This is a genomic window from Streptomyces sp. A1277 (genome assembly GCF_004795015.1).
Classification (GTDB): domain Bacteria; phylum Actinomycetota; class Actinomycetes; order Streptomycetales; family Streptomycetaceae; genus Streptomyces.
The window spans coordinates 51,128-67,713 of the sequence record NZ_SSBI01000047.1; the positions used below are offsets into that span (position 1 = coordinate 51,128).

Consider the following 16,586-nt stretch of genomic DNA (forward strand, 5'->3'; position numbering starts at 1 on the left):
TCCGGTCCACTGATTCGCACGGTCGCGCACACGGAAGGGCAGCTGGGTGACGAGCACCGGAACCACCACGGAACCCGAGGACCCGGGACCCAGCGGCTACGCGGCGGCCCGGCTGCGCCTTCTCCAGGAGAAGGAGCGGCCCGGGCCGCCGCGCCGTGCGGCCCTCGCCTCCCTCACAGACGCCTGGCTGACCGCCCTGTTCACCGGCGCGGCCGAACACGCCGGCGTCCGGGGCGCCGCCCTCGTCGCGGTCGGCGGCTACGGCCGCGGCGAACTCTCCCCGCGCAGCGACCTCGACCTGCTCCTCCTGCACGACGGCACCGCCGACGCCGCTGCCGTGGCCGCCCTCGCCGACCGGACCTGGTACCCGGTCTGGGACCTCGGCCTGGCCCTCGACCACTCCGTCCGCACCCCCGCCGAGGCCCGGAAGACGGCCGGCGACGACCTCAAGGTCCAGCTCGGACTGCTCGACGCCCGGCCCGTCGCCGGCGACCTCGGCCTCGTCGCCTCCCTGCGCACCGCGATCCTCGCCGACTGGCGCAACCAGGCCCCCAAACGCCTCCCCGCCCTCCACGAACTCTGCCGCGAACGGGCCGAACGCCAGGGCGAGCTCCAGTTCCTCCTGGAACCCGACCTCAAGGAGGCCCGGGGCGGCCTGCGCGACGCCACCGCCCTGCGCGCCGTCGCCGCCTCCTGGGTCGCCGACGCCCCCCGCGAAGGGCTCGCCGAGGCCCGCCGCGTCCTGCTCGACGCCCGCGACGCCCTCCACCTCACCACCGGCCGCGCCACCGACCGCCTCGCCCTCCAGGAACAGGACCAGGTCGCCGAAGCCCTCGGCCTCCTCGACGCCGACGCCCTGCTGCGCCAGGTCTACGAGGCCGCCCGCACCGTCTCCTACGCCACCGACGTCACCTGGCGCGAGGTCAACCGGGTGCTGCGCGCCCGCTCGGCCCGGCCCCGGCTGCGGGCCCTGCTCGGCGGTGGCCGCAACCCGGCGCCCGAACGGACCCCGCTCGCCGATGGCGTGGTCGAGGCCGAGGGCGAGGCGGTCCTCGCCCGCACCGCCCGCCCCGAACGCGACGCGGTCCTCGTCCTGCGGGCAGCCGCCGCCGCCGCCCAGTCCGGACTGCCCCTCTCGCGCCACCTCGTACGCCACCTCGCCACCGCCGCGAAGCCGCTCCCGGTGCCGTGGCCGGCCGAGGCCCGCGAAGAACTCGTCACCCTCCTCGGCGCGGGCGAGGCCACCGTCCCCGTCTGGGAGGCCCTGGAGGCCGAGGGGCTGATCACCCGCCTCCTGCCCGACTGGGAACGGGTCCACTGCCGCCCCCAGCGCAACCCCGTCCACACCTGGACCGTCGACCGCCACCTCGTCGAGACGGCCGTCCGTGCCGCCGCGCTCACCCGCCGCGTCGGCCGCCCCGACCTGCTGCTCGTCGCCGCCCTGCTGCACGACATCGGCAAGGGCCGGCCGGGCGACCATTCCGTCGCCGGCGAGGTCATCGCCCGCGACATGGCCGCCCGGATCGGCTTCGACGCCCACGACGTGGGCGTCATCGCCACCCTCGTACGCCACCACCTGCTGCTCGTCGAGACCGCCACCCGGCGCGACCTGGACGACCCGGCGACCGTCCGCGCCGTCGCCGACGCGGTCGGCACCGCCGCCACCCTGGAGCTGCTGCACGCCCTGACCGAGGCCGACGCCCTGGCCACCGGGCCCGCCGCCTGGTCCGCCTGGCGCGCCTCCCTCGTCACCGAGCTCGTCAAACGCGTCGCCCAGGTCCTCGCCGGCGAGGCCCCCGAAGAGCCCGAGCAGGCCGCCCCCACCACCGAGCAGGAACGCCTGGCCGTCGAAGCCCTGCGCACCGGCGAACCCGTACTCGCCCTGCACACCCGGCCCGAGACCCCGCACGAGGAGGGCGCCCCGGAACCCGTCGGCGTAGAACTCCTCATCGCGCTCCGGGACCGGCCGGGCGTCCTGCCCGCCGCCGCCGGAGTCCTCGCCCTGCACCGCCTCACCGTGCGCGCCGCCGACCTGAGGGCCGTGGAGCTGCCCACCGAGCTGGGGGACACCGCGGACCTGCTGCTGCTCAGCTGGCGGGTCGCCGCCGAGTACGGCTCACTGCCCCAGGCGGCCCGGCTCCGCGCCGACCTCGTACGCGCCCTTGACGGCACCCTGGACATCCCGGCCCGCCTCGCCGAACGCGAGGCCGCCCACCCCCGGCGGCGCGGTGCGAAGGCCCCGCCGCCCAGGGTGACGGTCGCGCCGGCCGGCTCCCGCCTGGCCACGGTGATCGAGGTCCGCGCCCAGGACGCCCCGGGCCTGCTGCACCGCATCGGCCACGCACTGGAGCGGAGCACGGTACGGGTGCGCAGCGCGCATGTGTCGACGCTGGGGGCGAACGCCGTGGACACGGTCTACGTCACGGACGCGGAGGGCGAACCGCTGTCCGCGAAGCGGGCGGCACAGCTGGCCCAGGAGGTCGAGAAGGCGCTCGGCTGAACCCGCCCCCCCGTACGGTGCCGGGCGAGGGCTTGGCGTTCTCCGGGGTCCGGATACCCTGGGAACCGACTGACTCCACCCGCCCCCGACCCTGAGGACCGACGAGCGCCGTGTTCGATACTCTCTCCGACCGCCTTGCCGCGACTTTCAAGAACCTCCGGGGCAAGGGCCGCTTGTCCGAGGCGGACATCGACGCCACGGCTCGCGAGATCCGTATCGCCCTGCTCGAAGCCGACGTGGCGCTGCCCGTCGTCCGGTCCTTCATCGCCAACGTCAAGGAGCGGGCGCGCGGCGTCGAGGTCTCCCAGGCGCTGAATCCCGCTCAGCAGGTCGTCAAAATCGTCAACGAGGAGCTCATCTCCATCCTCGGCGGCGAGACCCGGCGGCTGCGGTTCGCCAAGAACCCGCCCACCGTGATCATGCTCGCCGGCCTCCAGGGCGCCGGTAAGACGACCCTCGCCGGAAAGCTCGGCCTCTGGCTCAAGGGCCAGGGCCACTCCCCGCTGCTCGTCGCCTGCGACCTCCAGCGCCCCAACGCCGTCAACCAGCTGAGCGTCGTCGCCGACCGCGCCGGCGTCGCGGTGTACGCCCCCGAGCCGGGCAACGGCGTCGGTGACCCGGTCCAGGTTGCCGAGGACTCCATCGAGTACGCGAAGACCAAGGTCCACGACATCGTCATCGTGGACACCGCCGGCCGGCTCGGCATCGACCAGGAGCTGATGCAGCAGGCCGCGGACATCCGCGACGCCGTCAGCCCGGACGAGATCCTCTTCGTGGTCGACGCGATGATCGGTCAGGACGCGGTCAACACCGCCGAGGCGTTCCGCGACGGCGTCGGCTTCGACGGGGTGGTCCTCTCCAAGCTCGACGGCGACGCCCGCGGTGGTGCCGCCCTGTCGATCGCCCACGTCACGGGCAAGCAGATCATGTTCGCGTCGAACGGCGAGAAGCTGGAGGACTTCGACGCGTTCCACCCGGACCGCATGGCCTCGCGCATCCTCGACATGGGTGACCTGCTCACCCTGATCGAGCAGGCGGAGAAGACCTTCAGCCAGGAAGAGGCCGCCAAAATGGCCTCCAAGCTGGCGTCCAGCAAGGGCGGCAAGGACTTCACGCTGGACGACTTCCTGGCCCAGATGGAGCAGGTCCGCAAGATGGGCTCCATCTCCAAGCTGCTCGGCATGCTGCCCGGCATGGGGCAGATCAAGGACCAGATCAACAACATCGACGAGCGCGACGTCGACCGCACCGCCGCGATCATCAAGTCGATGACCCCGAAGGAGCGCGCCGAGCCGACGATCATCAACGGCTCGCGGCGCGCCCGTATCGCCAAGGGTTCCGGCGTCGAGGTCAGCGCCGTGAAGAACCTGGTCGAGCGGTTCTTCGAGGCCCGCAAGATGATGTCGAAGATGGCCCAGGGCGGCGGCATGCCGGGGATGCCCGGGATGCCGGGCATGGGTGGCGGCCCCGGTCGGCAGAAGAAGCAGGTCAAGCAGGCCAAGGGCAAGCGCAAGAGCGGCAACCCGATGAAGCGCAAGGCCGAGGAGCAGGCCGCCGCGGTCCGCCGCGAGCAGGCGGCCCAGGGCGGCGTCCCCGGTCTGCCGGCCGGCCAGGACGGTCAGGACTTCGAGCTGCCCGACGAGTTCAAGAAGTTCATGGGCTGACGCCCGCGCCGATGACCGAGGGGCGTCCGCCGTGCGGCGGGCGCCCCTTCGGCATGTGTCACGTCGTGCAGACCAGGTAGCGGAACACGTTGGACATCCACACCGTGCCGTCCGGGCGCCGGTGCGGGTGCAGGGCCTCCGCCACTTCCTTCTCCACCTGCCACCGGTCCGTCGCCCGCACCGCCGCGTCGAACAGCCGGGTCGAGAGCAGGCCGCGTACCGCGCTGTCCATGTCGGCGTAACCGAACGGACAGGCCACCCGGCCCGAGCCGTCCGGGTTCAGCCCGGACCGGAAGGCCACGTCCTCCAGATCGTCGCGGCGCGGGCCGCGCCAGGACCCGCTGCCCGGCGTGCGCCCGTCCTCGGCGAGGCGGCTCGCCACCCCCAGCACCGCCGAAGTGGCGCACCGCTCCGGCGGGCCCCAGCCGGCCAGGACGACCGTGGAGCCCCGGCCCGCCGACGGCACCGCGGTCCCGAGGGCCCGTACCAGCTCGTCCCCGTCGCCCGCCGCGCAGCCGATCGGGGTGAACGCGGTGATCAGGTCGTGGGGCCCGTCGGCCGCCGCCTCGCTGACCGAGTCCACGAGGCGGGGGCCGGTGGCCGGGGCGCCGCGGTCCTCGGGGCCGGGCCGCAGCCGGGCCCGCGCGAGGGCGAGGCGTTCGAGGTCGGTGTCCACGCCGGTGACCCGCGCGCCGCGGCCCGCGGCCATCAGCAGCGCGAGCCCGGAACCGCAGCCGAGCCCGAGCACCCGGGTGGCGGGCCCGACCTCCAGCCGCGTGTACACCGCTTCGTACAGCGGTGCGAGCATCCGTTCCTGGATCTCGGCCCAGTCACGGGCCCGGGAGCCGTCGTCCGCGGGAGCGGATGACTCCGTGTGCCGGTGGTGCCGGACGAGCGTTGGTGTCATGGAATGCGCCCCAATCCGCCGAGGTTGCCGGTTGTGCCGATCGGTCGTGCCGAGTGGACGGTTGGCCCGTCCCCGTACGCGCGATTCCCCCGTATGCCAGAGAACTGCGCATCCGCCGCCGCGTCCAGGGGTCTGCGGGGGATGGTTCCCGCGAGACCGCCCGGGCGTGCCACGGCTCCTGGGCACCCGGACGGCATGGGCGCCCCAGGAGTCCGCCACGTGCTCTGCCGTCTCTGCCGTCCCAGTCTCACCCGACACGCCGGGACGGGCACGTCGAGCTCGTCAGGGCGCTGCGGGTACCCTCTCCACCTGCGTTTCCGCGACCGCCGGATCTCCGGCGCCGGGCGCTCGCGGGCGCCGGGGCGCGTACCGCGTCTACGCGCCCGGGCGTACGCGCCGCTACGTACCGGCTTGGTGCGAGCTGTGAGACTTCTCCGCAGATCAGCGCACCCGCCCTCGTCAGGACGCATGAACGGCAACTGACTGGTACGTGCAAAATATTTGGGATGGCCCGGAATCGGAACACCGGAGGCCCCGCGCTCGTTGGTCACGACGTGAGCACGACACCACCTGTACTTGCCGCAGAGCTGGCGCAGGCGTGGGCCGATATTCAGCGGTACCACCCCGAGCTGCCCGATCTCGCCGCACCCGAGTCCCTGATCGGAGAGTCCTCGTCCGCCTGTGGCGCCGAGCTCTCCTTCGAGCGACTGCTCCATGAGGCAGTCCACGGCATCGCCGCCGCGAGAGGTGTCCGCGACACCTCACGCGCCGGCCGTTACCACAACCGACGATTCCTGGCGATCGCCGAGGAGCTGGGCCTCGACCATGCCGAGGAGCCCCATCCCAGCAGCGGCTTCTCGCTGGTCACGCTCAACCCCGAGGCCAAGCGCCGCTACCGGCCGACGACGGAAAGGCTGCAACGCGCCCTCAAGGCGCACACCGTGGCCACCGCCGCCGACACCAAGCGCTCCTTCCGCGGCCCCGCCGCCCGGCACGGCTCCTCCGGAGGGGGCGTGCGGGTCAAGGCCGTCTGCGACTGCGGACGCAATGTGCGCGTGGTCCCCTCGGTCCTCGCGCAGGCCCCGATCGTCTGCGGCGGCTGCGGAAAGCCGTTCCGGATCCCGGAAGCGGCGGTCGCGGTGGGGTGAGCCGACGGGGTGTGGCACAATGGCTAGCTGTACTCGACAGTCGCACAGGACCCCTCTCTCCTCCGGCTGACGCGTCCATCGGGCACCCGAGTACCGCAACCCCACGTGGCATCTTCGTTGTGCCCAACCACGTCATAGACCAGGAGACACCACTTCCGTGGCAGTCAAGATCAAGCTGAAGCGTCTGGGCAAGATCCGTTCGCCTCACTACCGCATCGTCGTCGCCGACTCCCGTACCCGCCGTGACGGCCGGGCCATCGAGGAGATCGGCCTGTACCACCCGGTGCAGAACCCGTCGCGCATCGAGGTCAACTCGGAGCGCGCGCAGTACTGGCTGTCCGTCGGCGCCCAGCCGACCGAGCCGGTCCTCGCGATCCTGAAGCTCACCGGCGACTGGCAGGCGCACAAGGGCCTCCCGGCCCCCGCGCCGCTGCTGCAGCCGGAGCCCAAGGCCGACAAGCGCGCCCTGTTCGACGCTCTCTCCACCGACGGTGAGGAGTCGAAGGGCGAGGCCATCACGCCGAAGGCGAAGAAGGCCGACAAGAAGGCGGACGAGGCTGCTGACGCTGCCGCGCCCGCCGAGTCGACCGAGGCCTGAGCATGCTCGAGGAGGCTCTCGAGCACCTCGTGAAAGGCATCGTCGACAACCCCGACGATGTGCAGGTCGCCTCGCGCAACCTGCGCCGTGGCCGTGTGCTGGAGGTCCGGGTGCACCCCGATGACCTCGGCAAGGTGATCGGCCGCAACGGCCGCACCGCACGCGCGCTGCGTACCGTCGTGGGCGCCATCGGCGGCCGTGGCATCCGCGTCGACCTCGTCGATGTGGATCAGGTTCGCTGACAGAGTTGAACACCGGCACGGGCCGGGGAGGGCCAAGCGCCCGCCCCGGCCCGTCGTCGTACGACAGGAGAGACACAAGGTGCAGTTGGTAGTCGCGCGGATCGGCCGCGCCCACGGCATCAAGGGCGAGGTCACCGTCGAGGTGCGCACGGACGAGCCGGAGCTGCGGCTCGCGCCCGGAGCCGTGCTGGCCACCGAGCCGGCCACGACGGGACCGCTGACGATCGAGACCGGCCGGGTGCACAGCGGCCGGCTGCTGCTGCGTTTCGCGGGCGTGAAGGACCGTACGGCCGCCGAGGCGCTGCGCAACACCCTGCTGATCGCCGACGTCGACCCGGCGGAACTCCCGGAGGACCCCGAGGAGTTCTACGACCATCAGCTGATGGACCTCGACGTGGTCCTCGCCGACGGCACCGAGATCGGCCGGATCACCGAGATCACGCACCTGCCGTCCCAGGACCTCTTCATCGTGGAGCGCCCGGACGGCAGCGAGGTGATGATCCCGTTCGTGGAGGAGATCGTCACAGAGATCGACCTGGAGGAGCAGCGCGCGGTCATCACCCCGCCGCCCGGGCTGATCGACGCGAGCCAGGCGGTCGTGGCCTCCGCGCGCGAGGAGGGCGACGGGCCGGCCGCCGCGACGGGCGAGGACGCCTGATGCGCCTCGACGTCGTCACGATCTTCCCCGAGTACCTGGAGCCGCTGAACGTCTCCCTGGTCGGCAAGGCCCGCGCGGGCGGCCGCCTCGACGTGCACGTGCACGACCTGCGCGACTGGACGTACGACCGCCACAACACCGTGGACGACACCCCGTACGGCGGCGGTCCCGGCATGGTCATGAAGACCGAGCCGTGGGGCGACGCCCTGGACGAGGCGCTGGCGGACGGCTACGAGGCGGGGGTGCACTCCCCGGTCCTCGTGGTGCCGACGCCGAGCGGCCGGCCGTTCACCCAGGAGCTGGCCGTCGAACTCTCCGAGCGGCCCTGGCTGATCTTCACCCCGGCCCGCTACGAGGGCATCGACCGGCGGGTGACCGAGGAGTACGCCACCCGGATGCCGGTGGTCGAGGTGTCCATCGGCGATTACGTGCTGGCGGGCGGGGAAGCGGCCGTCCTGGTGATCACCGAGGCGGTGGCCCGGCTGCTGCCCGGCGTGCTGGGCAACGCCGCCTCCCACCAGGACGACTCCTTCGCACCCGGCGCGATGGCCAACCTCCTGGAGGGCCCCGTCTACACCAAGCCGCCCCAGTGGCGCGGACGGGGCATTCCCGACGTACTGCTCAGCGGCCACCACGGGCGGATCGCGCGCTGGCGGCGGGACGAGGCGCTGCGCCGTACGGCCGCCAACCGGCCCGATCTGATCGAGCGGTGCGAGGCGTCCGGCTTCGACAAGAAGGACCGGGAGATGCTCTCCATCCTCGGCTGGTCGCCGGAGCCCGGCGGCCGATTTTGGCGCAGGCCCGAGGCCGTGGAAGAATAGGCCGCTGCTGTACGTCCGCGTGCGCCCCTGCCACAGGGGGAATGACGCCCGTCCGACGCGATCAGCCCTACGCATTCATCACTCACTCCCGTCGATGACCTGTGGCATCGGCGAAGAAAGCAGACAACATGGCTTCCCTGCTCGACGACGTCAATTCCGCGTCGCTGCGTACCGACGTCCCGGCGTTCCGCCCCGGTGACACCGTCAACGTTCACGTCCGCGTGATCGAGGGCAACCGCTCCCGTGTCCAGCAGTTCAAGGGCATCGTCATCCGCCGCCAGGGCGCGGGCGTCAGCGAGACCTTCACGGTCCGCAAGGTCTCCTTCAGCGTCGGCGTCGAGCGCACCTTCCCGGTGCACAGCCCGATCTTCGAGAAGATCGAGGTCGTGACCCGCGGTGACGTCCGTCGCGCCAAGCTGTACTTCCTCCGTGAGCTGCGCGGCAAGGCCGCGAAGATCAAGGAGAAGCGCGACCGCTGAGCTGACTCCCTGGTCCACAGGACGGCCGGATAAGCTCTGGCCCCGATGGACACGGAAGCAGAACTCCAGGAGCGCGACCGCTCCTCCGCACCCGCTACGGGTCCGGAGGAACGGTCGCGCTCCTCGCGTTTGCGCCACCGGGTCGCCGCCTCGCTGCCCTGGCGGCGCCTGGGCGCGCTCGGTGCCGCCTGCGCGGTCTTCGTGCTCCTGTTCGGCACCTTCGTGGTGCAGCCCTTCCTGATCCCCAGCGGCTCGATGGAGTCCACGCTCCGGGTGGGCGACCGGGTGCTCGTCAACAAGCTGGCGTACCGTTTCGGCTCCGTGCCCCGTCGCGGTGACGTGGTCGTCTTCGACGGCACCGGCTCCTTCGTGCAGGAGGGCACGGGGGAGAACCCCGTCACCGCGCTGCTGCGCGGGGCGGCGGCGTCCCTCGGGCTCGCCGGGCCGGCCGAGACCGACTTCGTGAAGCGGGTGGTGGGTGTGGGGGGCGACCGGGTGGTCTGCTGCGACGCGCGGGGCCGGATCGAGGTGAACGGCCGGCCGCTGGACGAGGAGTACCTCTTCCCCGGTGACGCGGCCTCCCGGGTCCCCTTCGACATCGTGGTGCCGGACGGCACCCTGTGGATGATGGGCGACCACCGCAGCCGCTCCCGCGACTCCCGCGACCACCTGGGCGAGCCGGGCGGCGGCATGGTGCCGGTGGACCGGGTGATCGGGCGGGTCGACTGGTTCGGCTGGCCGCTCGGCCGGGTCGGGTCCCTGCCGGGCACCTCGGCGTTCGACGGCATACCGGCGCCGGGCCCGGCCCATGGGTAACCACGGGCGCCACGGCGGTGCGGCCCCCGGGACCACGCCGCCCGCCGACGGTGCGCGCTCGCTGCCCACCCGGGCCCAGCGGCGCAAGCTGGCCCGCAAGGTGAAGCGCAAGCGGCGCAGGTCGGCGGTGCGGGAGATTCCGCTGCTGATCACGGTGGCGCTCTTGATCGCGCTGGTCCTCAAGACGTTCCTGGTGCAGGCGTTCGTGATCCCCTCCGGGTCGATGGAGCAGACCATCCGGATCGGCGACCGGGTGCTCGTGGACAAGCTGACGCCGTGGTTCGGGTCCAAGCCTCAGCGCGGCGACGTCGTCGTGTTCCGCAACCCCTCGGACTGGCCGCCGCCGAACCAGGCGACCTCCGAGGAGCCGCCCGTCGTCATCAAGCAGGTGAAGGAGGCGCTCACCTTCATCGGGCTGCTTCCCTCGGGCGACGAGCAGGATCTGATCAAGCGGGTGGTGGCCGTCGGAGGCGACACCGTGAAGTGCTGCGAGCAGGACGGGCGGCTCATCGTCAACGGCGTGGCGGTCGACGAACCCTATGTTTTCCCCGGGGATTCCCCCTCCACCATCAAATTCGAGGTAAAGGTTCCGGCGGGCCGGCTCTTCGTCATGGGGGACCACCGCTCCAACTCCGCCGATTCGCGCTTCCACCTGGACAAGACGGCGAACGGCACGATCTCCGAGGACGCGGTCGTGGGGCGGGCGAAGTGGATCGTCTGGCCCTTCGGACACTGGGGCGGTCTTGAGGAACGCTCGGCGTTCTCGTCGGTCCCGGACGCGCGCGCCGGTACGGCGGCCGGGTCGGGGCCGTCGAATAGTGTGTCGGAGTATCCCAACGGATTGACCCGGCTCCCGACCCCTGCGGAACTCCCGCTCGTTATGGGAGTGGTGGGCCTGCATCGGCTAGGACGCGGGCGGTGGCACGGAGTAAGGAGTGGATGTGGGGGATTTGGCGGTCGGCGCACGATCCGGACACGAAGAACCCGAGGACCGGCCGGGCTCTCCGGCGCATGCCGAGTCCGCCGGAGAAGCGGCGGACGGGGCGGCGGCGGGCGGGGTGGAGAGTGACGGCGGCGCGTCCGGCTCCAGCACGGCCCGCAAGAAGAGCCCCCGCCCGTTCTGGAAGGAACTGCCCCTCCTCATCGGCGTCGCGCTGATTCTGGCGTTGCTGATCAAGACGTTTCTGGTGCAGGCGTTCTCGATTCCCTCGGATTCGATGCAGAACACGCTCCAGCGCGGTGACCGGGTGCTGGTGGACAAGCTGACGCCGTGGTTCGGTGCGGAGCCGGAGCGCGGCGAGGTCGTCGTCTTCCACGACCCGGGCGGCTGGCTGGAGGACACCCAGGCACCCGAGCCGAACGCGGTGCAGAAGTTCCTCAGCTTCATCGGTCTCATGCCCTCGTCCGAGGAGAAGGACCTGATCAAGCGGGTCATCGCGATCGGCGGTGACACCGTGGAGTGCAAGAAGAACGGACCGGTCGAGGTCAACGGCAAGGCGCTGGACGACAAGTCGTTCATCTTCGAGGGCAACAGCGCCTGCGACGACGAGCCGTTCGGCCCGATCAAGGTCCCCAAGGGCCGTATGTGGGTGATGGGCGACCACCGGCAGAACTCGCTCGACTCCCGGTACCACCAGAATCTGTCGGGCGGCGGCACCGTCTCCACCGAAAAGGTGGTCGGCCGCGCCATCGTGATCGCGTGGCCGGTCAACCGCTGGGCGACCCTCCCGGTCCCGAAGACCTTCGACCAGCCGGGCATCAACGCGGCGGCCGCCGCGGCGGCGCCCGGAGCGATCGGGCTCGCGGGCGCCGTACCGCTGGTGCTCTGGCGCAGGCGCCGCCGGACCTCGCCCCGGCGGGCGACGTAACGGACGGACCGCCCCCTGCCCGCGGGGGCGGTTCTTCCGATTCGGCGGGCCGGCAGGGCGGTCCGGCGGGCAGGCAACCGGCGCAGAGTGAGGAAGCGGAACGTGAGTGGAGTGGCAGGCGGAGCACGGCCCGAGCAGGAGTCCGCGCAGCAGCCGGAACCGGCCGACGCGACGGAATCCGGACCCGGCACCGGGGACGAGCCGTCCCGGGCGTCCGAGGCCGAGCCGGACGGCGGCGGGGACAGTAAGAAGACCTCCCGCCCGTTCTGGAAGGAGCTGCCGCTCCTCGTCGGGATCGCGCTGATTCTGGCGTTGCTGATCAAGACGTTTCTGGTGCAGGCGTTCTCGATTCCCTCGGATTCGATGCAGAACACGCTCCAGCGCGGTGACCGGGTGCTGGTCGACAAGCTGACCCCCTGGTTCGGCTCGGAGCCGGAGCGCGGCGAGGTCGTCGTCTTCCACGACCCGGACGGCTGGCTGCGCGACGAGCCGACCCCGAAGCCGAACGCCGCGCAGAAGTTCCTGAGCTTCGTCGGGCTGATGCCGTCCGCCGAGGAGAAGGACCTGATCAAGCGCACGATCGCGGTCGGCGGTGACACCGTGGAGTGCAAGAAGGGCGGCCCGGTCCAGGTCAACGGCAAGGCACTCGACGAGCCGTACGTCTTCCCCGGCAACAGCGCCTGCGACGACATGCCCTTCGGCCCGTTCAAGGTGCCCGACGGCAAGATCTGGGTGATGGGCGACCACCGGCAGGACTCGTCGGACTCGCGCTACCACACCAACGACGTGAACAAGGGCTTCGTGCCGGTGAGCCAGGTCGTGGGCCGGGCCGTGGTGGTGGCGTGGCCGGTCGGGCGCTGGTCGGTGCTGTCCGTTCCGGACACCTTCGACCAGCCCGGTATCAGCGCCGCCGCCGGGGCCGCGCCGGGCGCAGTCGGCCTCGCCGGCGCCCTGCCGCTCGTGCTGTGGCGCAGGCGGAGGCTGACCGCCGGGCGTACTGCCGGGTAGGGTGCCCACGCGGATCAGCGATTGTCGATCTCCGATGGGGGACGCCGGTATGGGTGCAACAGGTCGTACGGATGACGGCCGCGGCCGGCTCGGCAGCAGGCTGTCCGGGGTGGCCGTGGCGCTCGGCTGCGTGCTCTTCCTCGGCGGCTTCGCCTGGGGGGCCGTGGTGTACCGGCCCTACACGGTCCCGACCGGGTCGATGACGCCGACGGTGAACGCGGGCGACAAGGTACTCGCGCAGCGGGTGGACGGCAGCGAGGTCCGGCGCGGTGACGTGGTCGTCTTCACCGACCCGGAGTGGGGCAACATGCCCATGGTGAAGCGGGTCGTCGGCACCGACGGCGACAAGATCGCCTGCTGCGGCAAGGACGGCCGCCTCACGGTCAACGGCATACCCATCGACGAACCGTATCTGCAGGGCTCCGGCCGCGCCTCGGGCGAGGACTTCACGGCCGAGGTGCCCCAGGGGCAGCTCTTCCTGCTGGGGGACGACCGCACGGTCTCGCTGGACTCCCGGGTCCACCTGGAGGACGCCGCCCACGGCTCGGTGCCGCGCGGGGCCGTGCAGGCCCGGGTGGACGCCGTCGCCTGGCCGCTCGGCTCGATGATCGGCAGGCCCCAGGCATTCGCCGCGCTGCCCGGCGGGGTCTCGACGGCCGGGCCGCTGAAGCTCCAGCTCGCCGCCATGGCCGCGGGCATGGTGCTCATCCTCGGCGGCGCCGTGTACGGCCCGCTCGCGGCCCGCTCCTCCCGGCCGAAGCGGAACACGCAGCCGAAGGCGGCCGCCGGTGCCCGCTGAGGTACGCAGGGTCGCCCGCCTGGTACTCCTCGATCCGGACGACCGCATTCTGCTGATGCACGGCTTCGAACCGGAGGACCCGGACCGCAGCTGGTGGTTCACCCCGGGCGGCGGCCTGGAGGACGACGAGACCCATGAGCGGGCCGCGCTGCGCGAGCTGGCCGAGGAGACCGGCATCACCGACGTCGAACTGGGCCCGGTCCTCTGGAAGCGGCGGTGCTCCTTCCCCTTCGACGGCCGGCGCTGGGAACAGGACGAGTGGTATTTCCTGGCCCGTACGGCACAGACCGCCACCGACACCAGCGGACACACATGGCTGGAACGCCGCAGTGTCACGGGTCTGAGGTGGTGGACCTCCGCCGAACTGTCGGCGGCGCGTGAGACGGTGTACCCGACCAGACTCGCCGAGCTGCTCCGGACGCTGCTCGACGAGGGTCCTCCGGGTACGCCGGTGGTCCTGGCCCCCGAAAACGCCTGAGCGGCCGGGGCGTCGGGGGCTGGCGCACAATGGGGAAACGCACGGCTGAAGGGGAACATGCCAATGAGCGCCGAGGACCTCGAGAAGTACGAGACCGAGATGGAGCTGAAGCTCTACCGGGAGTACCGCGATGTCGTCGGTCTGTTCAAATATGTGATCGAGACCGAACGGCGCTTCTACCTCACCAACGACTACGAGATGCAGGTGCACTCGGTCCAGGGCGAGGTGTTTTTCGAGGTGTCCATGGCGGACGCCTGGGTCTGGGACATGTACCGGCCCGCACGGTTCGTCAAGCAGGTACGGGTGCTGACGTTCAAGGACGTCAACATCGAGGAGCTCAACAAGAGCGATCTCGAACTTCCGGGTGGCTGAGTTATCCACAATCGCCCGCTTGTCCACCAAGATCCACTGAAGTAGGGCGGACGCGTCACAGTCGGTACCGGAGGTGGTGCCGATATGAACGCACGGGGGGCTCTCGGGCGGTACGGCGAGGACCTGGCGGCGCGGCTGCTGGCCGACGCCGGCATGTCCGTACTGGAACGGAACTGGCGCTGTCGCGCCGGCGAGATCGACATCGTCGCGATGGACGGTGACGCGCTCGTCATCTGCGAGGTGAAGACCCGCAGGGCGGGCGCGTTCGAGCATCCGATGGCCGCTGTCACACCGGCCAAGGCGGACCGGCTGCGCCGGCTGGCCGCGCTCTGGCTGGACCGGCACGGCGGCCCGCCGCCCGGCGGGGTGCGCATCGACCTGGTGGGCGTGGTGCTGCCCACACGCGGCGCGCCCCTGGCCGAGCATGCGCGGGGGGTGGCCTGATGGGGTTCGCGCGTGCCTGCTCGGTGGCGCTGGTCGGCGTCGAGGGCGTGGTGGTGGAGGTCCAGGCGGACCTGGAGGCCGGGGTGGCGGCGTTCACCCTGGTGGGGCTGCCGGACAAGAGCCTGGTGGAGAGCCGCGACCGGGTCAGGGCCGCCGTGGTCAACTCCGGGGCCGAGTGGCCGCAGAAGAAGCTCACCGTGGGACTGTCCCCGGCCTCGGTGCCCAAGGGCGGATCGGGCTTCGACCTCGCTGTGGCGTGTGCGGTGCTGGGCGCCGCCGAGCGGATCGATCCCGCCTCGATCGACGACGTGGTGATGATCGGGGAGCTGGGGCTCGACGGCCGGGTGCGCCCGGTCCGCGGGGTGCTCCCCGCCGTCCTGGCGGCGGCCGAGGCCGGCTACCGGCAGGTGGTCGTCCCCGAACAGAGCGCGGGCGAGGCGGCCCTCGTGCCCGGCGTCTCCGTGCTCGGGGTGCGCAGCCTGCGGCAGCTGATCGCGGTGCTGTGCGACGAACCCGTGCCCGACGAACAGCGGCCCCACGAGGAGGGGCGCCCCGACCCCATGCTCGCCGGGCTGATGGTGCCCGGCGCCGGACTGGGCGCCGGCATCGCCAGGGCCGCTGCGACGGGCGAGGGCGCCCGGCCGGATCTGGCGGACGTGGCGGGCCAGGAGCGGCCGCGCAAGGCCCTGGAGGTCGCCGCGGCGGGCGGCCACCACCTGCTGCTCACCGGTCCGCCGGGGGCGGGCAAGACCATGCTGGCCGAGCGGATGCCCGCGATCCTGCCGCCGCTGACCAGGCAGGAGTCCCTGGAGGTGACCGCCGTGCACTCGGTCGCCGGCATCCTGCCGCCGGGCGAGCCGCTGGTCTCCCGGGCGCCCTACTGCGCGCCGCACCACTCGGCGACCATGCAGTCCCTGGTCGGCGGGGGCAACGGGCTGCCGAGGCCCGGCGCCGTCTCGCTCGCTCATCGCGGGATCCTCTTTCTGGACGAGGCGCCGGAGTTCTCCGTGAAGGCGCTGGACGCGCTGCGCCAGCCCTTGGAGTCCGGGCACGTCGTGGTGGCGCGGAGCGCGGGGGTGGTGCGGCTGCCGGCCCGGTTCCTGATGGTGCTCGCCGCCAACCCCTGCCCGTGCGGGCGGCACACCCTGAGCGGGGACGGCTGCGAGTGCCCGCCGTCCGCGGTGCGGCGCTACCAGGCCCGGCTCTCCGGCCCGCTGCTGGACCGGGTGGACCTGAGGGTGGCCGTCGCCCCGGTGACGCGGGCGGACCTGATGGGGCGGGGTGGCCGGGGCGAGTCCACGGCGACCGTCGCGGCCCGGGTGCGGGAGGCCCGGGAGCGGGCGGCCGAGCGGCTGGCGGGCACGGCCTGGACGACCAACAGCGAGGTCCCGGGCCACGAGCTGCGGACCCGGCTGGCCGCGGCGCCGGGCGCGCTGATGGCGGCGGAGCGGGACATGGAGCGGGGCCTGCTCACCGCGCGGGGCCTGGACCGGGTGCTGCGGGTGGCGTGGACGGTCGCGGACCTGCGCGGCGCCGACCGCCCGGACGCCTCGGACATCGCGGTGGCCCTGGAACTGCGCAGCGGCATCCCGCGCGGGGTCGCGATGGGGACGGGGGCGGCATGACGGGGCAGGACGTGGGGTGCGGGGGCGGCATGACGGGACAGGACGTGGGGTGCGGGGGCGGCATGACGGGGCAGGACACCGGATGCGCGGGCGGCGCGGTGGTGGCGGCGCGCGGACGGGGCGGCGGGGGAGCCGTGCTCGCGGGCGGCGGCGCAGATC

At 72.3% G+C, this 16,586-nt stretch carries 18 protein-coding genes; 17 read left to right on the forward strand and 1 reads right to left on the reverse strand.

What is annotated here, in order from left to right; translation table 11 throughout:
- Positions 1–46 precede the first annotated feature (46 nt).
- Both E6R18_RS26950 and ffh read left to right on the forward strand, forming a co-directional pair.
- Positions 47–2,500 carry a [protein-PII] uridylyltransferase gene (locus E6R18_RS26950; protein ID WP_136319490.1) on the forward strand — a complete coding sequence of 818 codons (2,454 nt, stop codon included), beginning with the start codon at positions 47–49 and terminating at the stop codon, positions 2,498–2,500.
- Positions 2,501–2,610: 110 nt separating this feature from the next.
- Positions 2,611–4,164 carry a signal recognition particle protein gene (gene ffh, locus E6R18_RS26955; protein ID WP_136319491.1) on the forward strand — a complete coding sequence of 518 codons (1,554 nt, stop codon included), beginning with the start codon at positions 2,611–2,613 and terminating at the stop codon, positions 4,162–4,164.
- A gap of 58 nt (positions 4,165–4,222) precedes the next feature.
- Here the strand turns inward: ffh and E6R18_RS26960 are convergent, their stop codons facing one another.
- Positions 4,223–5,071, reverse strand: coding sequence for a methyltransferase domain-containing protein (locus tag E6R18_RS26960; RefSeq protein WP_136319492.1), 849 nt, complete (start codon positions 5,069–5,071; stop codon positions 4,223–4,225).
- A 554-nt stretch (positions 5,072–5,625) separates the two neighbouring features.
- On the opposite strand from E6R18_RS26960, the gene E6R18_RS26965 reads away from it, so the two are divergent.
- From E6R18_RS26965 to E6R18_RS27035, 15 genes are all read left to right on the forward strand, one after another.
- Positions 5,626–6,219: a hypothetical protein gene (locus tag E6R18_RS26965; protein WP_003965961.1), complete on the forward strand. Its 594-nt coding sequence runs from the start codon at positions 5,626–5,628 to the stop codon at positions 6,217–6,219.
- A gap of 157 nt (positions 6,220–6,376) precedes the next feature.
- Entirely contained in the window at positions 6,377–6,817 is a 441-nt protein-coding gene (gene rpsP, locus E6R18_RS26970) for a 30S ribosomal protein S16 (protein ID WP_136203964.1), read from the forward strand.
- A 2-nt stretch (positions 6,818–6,819) separates the two neighbouring features.
- Entirely contained in the window at positions 6,820–7,059 is a 240-nt protein-coding gene (locus E6R18_RS26975) for an RNA-binding protein (RefSeq protein ID WP_005311361.1), read from the forward strand.
- Between the two features lie 79 nt (positions 7,060–7,138).
- Positions 7,139–7,717 (forward strand): ribosome maturation factor RimM, encoded by a 579-nt coding sequence (gene rimM / locus E6R18_RS26980; protein ID WP_136319494.1) that lies wholly within the window; start codon positions 7,139–7,141, stop codon positions 7,715–7,717.
- On the forward strand, positions 7,717–8,538 hold the full coding sequence (trmD, locus tag E6R18_RS26985) for a tRNA (guanosine(37)-N1)-methyltransferase TrmD (RefSeq protein WP_136319495.1): 822 nt from the start codon (positions 7,717–7,719) through the stop codon (positions 8,536–8,538). Before rimM ends, trmD begins: the two co-directional genes overlap by 1 nt.
- 128 nt (positions 8,539–8,666) lie before the next feature.
- On the forward strand, positions 8,667–9,017 hold the full coding sequence (gene rplS / locus E6R18_RS26990) for a 50S ribosomal protein L19 (protein WP_136319496.1): 351 nt from the start codon (positions 8,667–8,669) through the stop codon (positions 9,015–9,017).
- A gap of 45 nt (positions 9,018–9,062) precedes the next feature.
- A complete protein-coding gene (lepB, locus tag E6R18_RS26995) occupies positions 9,063–9,833 on the forward strand; it encodes a signal peptidase I (RefSeq protein WP_136319497.1) in 771 nt (256 codons plus the stop codon).
- The gene (gene lepB / locus E6R18_RS27000; RefSeq protein WP_136319498.1) at positions 9,826–10,902 is read left to right on the forward strand and encodes a signal peptidase I; all 1,077 of its coding nucleotides are present in this window, start codon (positions 9,826–9,828) and stop codon (positions 10,900–10,902) included. The genes lepB (E6R18_RS26995) and lepB (E6R18_RS27000) overlap by 8 nt, the downstream gene beginning before the upstream one ends.
- Complete coding sequence (gene lepB, locus E6R18_RS27005; RefSeq protein ID WP_136319505.1) at positions 10,784–11,701, forward strand: signal peptidase I; 918 nt, start codon at positions 10,784–10,786, stop codon at positions 11,699–11,701. Before lepB (E6R18_RS27000) ends, lepB (E6R18_RS27005) begins: the two co-directional genes overlap by 119 nt.
- A 102-nt stretch (positions 11,702–11,803) precedes the next feature.
- Positions 11,804–12,709 carry a signal peptidase I gene (gene lepB, locus E6R18_RS27010; RefSeq protein WP_136319499.1) on the forward strand — a complete coding sequence of 302 codons (906 nt, stop codon included), beginning with the start codon at positions 11,804–11,806 and terminating at the stop codon, positions 12,707–12,709.
- A 49-nt stretch (positions 12,710–12,758) separates the two neighbouring features.
- Positions 12,759–13,508 carry a signal peptidase I gene (gene lepB / locus E6R18_RS27015; protein WP_136319500.1) on the forward strand — a complete coding sequence of 250 codons (750 nt, stop codon included), beginning with the start codon at positions 12,759–12,761 and terminating at the stop codon, positions 13,506–13,508.
- Complete coding sequence (locus E6R18_RS27020) at positions 13,498–13,986, forward strand: NUDIX hydrolase (RefSeq protein WP_136319501.1); 489 nt, start codon at positions 13,498–13,500, stop codon at positions 13,984–13,986. The genes lepB (E6R18_RS27015) and E6R18_RS27020 overlap by 11 nt, the downstream gene beginning before the upstream one ends.
- 63 nt (positions 13,987–14,049) lie before the next feature.
- Positions 14,050–14,358, forward strand: a complete 309-nt coding sequence (locus E6R18_RS27025) for a DUF2469 domain-containing protein (RefSeq protein WP_003965949.1) — start codon at positions 14,050–14,052, stop codon at positions 14,356–14,358.
- A gap of 84 nt (positions 14,359–14,442) precedes the next feature.
- Positions 14,443–14,802, forward strand: coding sequence for a YraN family protein (locus tag E6R18_RS27030; protein ID WP_136203970.1), 360 nt, complete (start codon positions 14,443–14,445; stop codon positions 14,800–14,802).
- Positions 14,802–16,427: a YifB family Mg chelatase-like AAA ATPase gene (locus E6R18_RS27035; protein WP_136319502.1), complete on the forward strand. Its 1,626-nt coding sequence runs from the start codon at positions 14,802–14,804 to the stop codon at positions 16,425–16,427. Before E6R18_RS27030 ends, E6R18_RS27035 begins: the two co-directional genes overlap by 1 nt.
- The last annotated feature ends 159 nt before the right edge of the window (positions 16,428–16,586 follow it).